This is a genomic window from Azospirillum melinis, assembly GCF_013340935.1.
Classification (GTDB): Bacteria; Pseudomonadota; Alphaproteobacteria; order Azospirillales; family Azospirillaceae; genus Azospirillum; species Azospirillum melinis.
Genome location: NZ_WHOS01000126.1, coordinates 1 through 4015 on the forward strand (window position 1 = coordinate 1; position 4015 = coordinate 4015).

At 67.8% G+C, this 4015-nt stretch carries 4 protein-coding genes; all 4 read right to left on the minus strand.

Features of this window, described 5'->3' with window-relative positions; translation table 11 throughout:
- Nucleotides 1-48 precede the first annotated feature (48 nt).
- Nucleotides 49-759, minus strand: a complete 711-nt coding sequence (locus GBZ48_RS35570; protein ID WP_014189439.1) for an ABC transporter ATP-binding protein — start codon at nucleotides 757-759, stop codon at nucleotides 49-51.
- Between the two features lie 3 nt (nucleotides 760-762).
- On the minus strand, nucleotides 763-1659 hold the full coding sequence (locus GBZ48_RS36880) for an ABC transporter ATP-binding protein (RefSeq protein ID WP_247892691.1): 897 nt from the start codon (nucleotides 1657-1659) through the stop codon (nucleotides 763-765).
- Nucleotides 1656-3146 carry a high-affinity branched-chain amino acid ABC transporter permease LivM gene (gene livM, locus GBZ48_RS35580; RefSeq protein ID WP_174475333.1) on the minus strand — a complete coding sequence of 497 codons (1491 nt, stop codon included), beginning with the start codon at nucleotides 3144-3146 and terminating at the stop codon, nucleotides 1656-1658. Before livM ends, GBZ48_RS36880 begins: the two co-directional genes overlap by 4 nt.
- Before the next feature lie 5 nt (nucleotides 3147-3151).
- On the minus strand, nucleotides 3152-4015 hold an 864-nt coding region (locus GBZ48_RS35585; protein ID WP_174475334.1), incomplete at its 5' end, for an ABC transporter permease subunit.

Below are 4015 nucleotides of genomic sequence, written 5' to 3' on the forward strand. Positions count from 1 at the left end.
GTCAGGAACACGAACACCGGAAGCGATGAGCCGAGGATCGTTTCCATCTCAGTGTCCCCCTTCCAGATAGGCCGCGCGAACCTCCGGGTCGGCCAGCAGCTGCGCCCCGGTTCCCGTCATCGTGATCTTCCCCGTCACCATCACATAGGCCCGGTGCGCCAGCTTCAGCGCATGGAAGGCGTTCTGCTCCACCATGAACACCGTCATCTTCTGTTCCCGGTTGATCTCCTGGATCACCTGGAAGATCTGCTTCACGATCAGCGGCGCCAGTCCCAGCGACGGCTCGTCCAGCAGCAGCAGCCGCGGCTGGCTCATCAGCGCCCGCCCGATCGCCAGCATCTGCTGCTCGCCGCCCGACATCGTCCCGGCGCGCTGGTTGATGCGCTCCTTCAGCCGTGGGAACAGCGTCAGCACCCGTTCCAGTTCGCGCTCGAAGCTGCCGGGCTGGGCGACGATGGAGCCCATCTGCAGGTTTTCCAGCACCGTCATGCGCGGGAAGATGCGCCGGCCTTCCGGGCTTTGCGCGATGCCGCGCCGCACGATCTCGTGGGTGGGCAGGTCGGTGATGTCCTCGCCCTCGAAGAACACCCGGCCCTGGCGCGCCCGCGGACTGCCGCAGATCGTCATCAGCAGCGTCGACTTGCCCGCCCCGTTGGCGCCGATCAGCGAGACGATCTCGCCGGCGCCGATCTCGATGTCGATCCCCTTCAGCGCCTCGATGGCGCCGTAGAAGGTGTGGACGCCCGATACCTTCAGCATGGCTCAGGCTCCCTTCTGGCCGGCGGTGGGCGCGATGTGCAGGTCGGCGGCGACCTCCGGCGGCAGCGCCTCGTCCTCGTCCTCGCCCAGATAGGCGCGGATCACCGCCGGGTCGTTCTTCACATGCTCCGGATTGCCGTCGGAAATCTTCCGGCCATAGTCCAGCACAACCACATGGTCGGAAATGCGCATCACCACGCTCATGTCATGCTCGATCAGCAACACGCCGGTGCGGTGGCCCTGCGGCGTCTGCACGTCGCGGATGAAGGTCAGGATCTCGGCCAGCTCCCCCGACTCGCGCGGGTTCAGGCCGGCCGCCGGCTCGTCCAGGCACAGCAGCACCGGCTCGGTGCACATGGCGCGTGCGATCTCCAGCCGGCGCTGGGCGCCGTAGGGCAGGTTGCCGGCTTCCCAGTCGGCGAACTCGGTCAGGCGCACCCGGTCCAGCCAGTATTTCGCCAGCTCCACCGCCTCATGCTCGGCCTTGCGGAAGCCGGGCAGGCCCAGGAGGCCGGCGATGGCGAAGCCGGACGCCCGCATCAGCTTGTTGTGCTGGGCGACGATCAGGTTCTCCAGGACGCTCATGCCGCTGAACAGCCGGATGTTCTGGAAGGTGCGCGCCACCCCGGCCAGCTGGGCGATGCGGTAGCCCGGCATCCGCTCCAGCAGGAACTCCTTGCCGGCGGGGTGGCGCAGCGTCAGCCGCCCCACCGTCGGCGTGTAGAAGCCGGTGACGCAGTTGAACAGCGTCGTCTTGCCCGCACCGTTCGGGCCGATCAGCGCGGTGATCTCGCCCGCCCGCGCCTCGAACGACACGTCGTTGTTCGCCACCAGGCCGCCGAAGCGCATGGTCAGGTGTTCGACCGACAGAAGCGGCTTTTCAGTCATGACGGCGCTCATTTGGCGGCTCCCGCCGGGATCGGCTTCTTGCCGCCATGCAGGAGGATGGTCGGGTCGCGGTGGGCCAGCAGGCCGCGCGGACGCCACAGCATGATCACCACCATGCCGGCACCGAACGCCAGCATGCGGTAGTCGGCCAGCTCGCGGAAGGCTTCCGGCAGGCCGATCACCAGCAGGGTGGCGACCACCACGCCGATCTGGCTGCCCATGCCGCCCAGCACCACGATGGCCAGGATGATCGCCGACTCGATGAAGGTGAAGCTCTCCGGGCTGATGAAGCCCTGGCGCGTGGCGAAGAAGGAGCCGGCGAAGCCGCCGAACATCGCGGCGATCGCAAAGGCGGCCAGCTTCATGTTGGTGCGGTTGATGCCGAGCGACGCGCAGGCGATGTCGTCCTCGCGCAGCGCTTCCCAGGCCCGGCCCAGCGGCAGCTTGCGCACGCGCAGCGTGAACAGGTTCACCACCAGGGCGAGCGCCAGGATGAGGTAGTAGAGGAAGACGATGCGGTGGAGCGGCGAGAACTCCAGCCCGAACAGCTCGTGGAAGGCGGCCATGCCGTCGGCCGGGGTGCGGGAGAAGTCGGCGATGCCGAAGAAGCTCGGCCGCGGGATGCCGGAGATGCCGTTCGGGCCGCCGGTGAACTGGTACCAGTTGACCAGGATGATGCGGATGATCTCGCCGAAGCCCAGGGTCACGATGGCGAAATAGTCGCCGCGCAGCCGCAGGACGGGGAAGCCCAGCAGCACGCCCGAGAGTGCGGCGAGCAGGCCCGCCAGCGGCAGGCAGAGCCAGAAGCTGAGGCCGAAGTAATGGGCGAGCAGGGCGTAGCTGTAGGCGCCGACGGCGTAGAAGGCGACGTAGCCGAGGTCGAGCAGGCCGGCCAGCCCCACCACGATGTTCAGGCCCCAGCCCAGCATGATGTAGGTCAGCAGCAGGATGCCGATGTCCAGCAGCATGCGGTCGGCCAGCGGCGTCAGCGGCAGGATGGCGGCGAAGACCACGGCGACCGGGCCGATGTATTTGCTGGCATGCTGCACCTTGGCGGCGACGCGGTCCATGCGCTTGTCGCGGTCGGCCTGGGACAGCTTGGAACGGCCGGTGGCGACCGTCATGGCGGCGCGCAGCGCGATGACGCCGCCGCCCAGCACCAGCACCAGGCGCAGCACCTGGGTCGGCATCGGCAGCACCAGCCCGACGCCGGCGCAAAGGAGCGCCAGGATCAGCACCGGCAGCGCCATGCCCTGGCGGATCAGCCCGAGCCCGAGCCGGCCGAGGAAGACCAGCAGGATGGAGGCGATCACCTCCTCCGGCCGGGCTTCGATGCCCAGCCCGGTGGGGCGGTCGACGGTGCGAAGCCCGACCAGCGGCACGGTCAGCAGCAGGGCCACGAAGGCGGCCAACCCGGCGTCCTTGATCGTGGCGGCCCAGTCGACGCCGCGGGAAACAGCGCGCCCGGCGGATGAGACGGTGTTGGAATGGGTGGTCATGGCGCTTACACCTTCTCGATCTCGGGCCGGCCGAGCAGGCCGGTGGGCCGGAAGATCAGGACGAGGACGAGGATGGAGAAGGTTGCGACGTCCTTCCATTCGGAGCCGACATAGCCGGACCAGAAGGCCTCGATCAGGCCGATGACGACCCCGCCGAGCATGGCGCCGGGCAGCGAGCCGACCCCGCCGAGCACGGCGGCGGTGAAGCTTTTCACCCCGGCCAGGAAGCCGATGTAGAAGTCGATGACGCCATAGATCAGCAGCACCATCATGCCGGCGACGGCGGCGAGTGCCGCCCCCATGACGAAGGTCAGCGAGATGACGCGGTCGACGTTGACGCCGAGGAGCCCGGCCATCTTCTTGTCCTGCTCGCAGGCGCGCTGGGCGCGTCCCAGCGAGGTGCGGTTGATCAGCATGGTGAAGCCGACCATGAGGACGAGCGTGATGATGATGGTGGCGAGGCGGACGTAGCTGACGGAGACGGCGCCGTCCATCAGGGTGAGGTTGCCGGGCAGGATGGGCTGCAGCGGCTTGGAGCGGGCGCCCTGGAGGATCTGGATGTAGTTCTGCAGGAAGATCGACATGCCGATGGCGGAGATCAGCGGCGCCAGCCGGGGCGAGGAGCGCAGCGGCCGGTAGGCGATTCGCTCGACCGTCCAGCCATAGACGCTGGTGAACAGCATGGAGGCGAGCAGCATGATCAGCAGGGCCAGGGGCACCCAGGTGATGCCGAGCGCGCCGATGGCCAGGAAGGTGATCAGCGCCACGAAGGAGCCGATCATGTAAATCTCGCCATGGGCAAAGTTGATCATCCCGATGATGCCGTACACCATCGTGTAGCCGATCGCGATCAGGCCGTAGATCGCTCC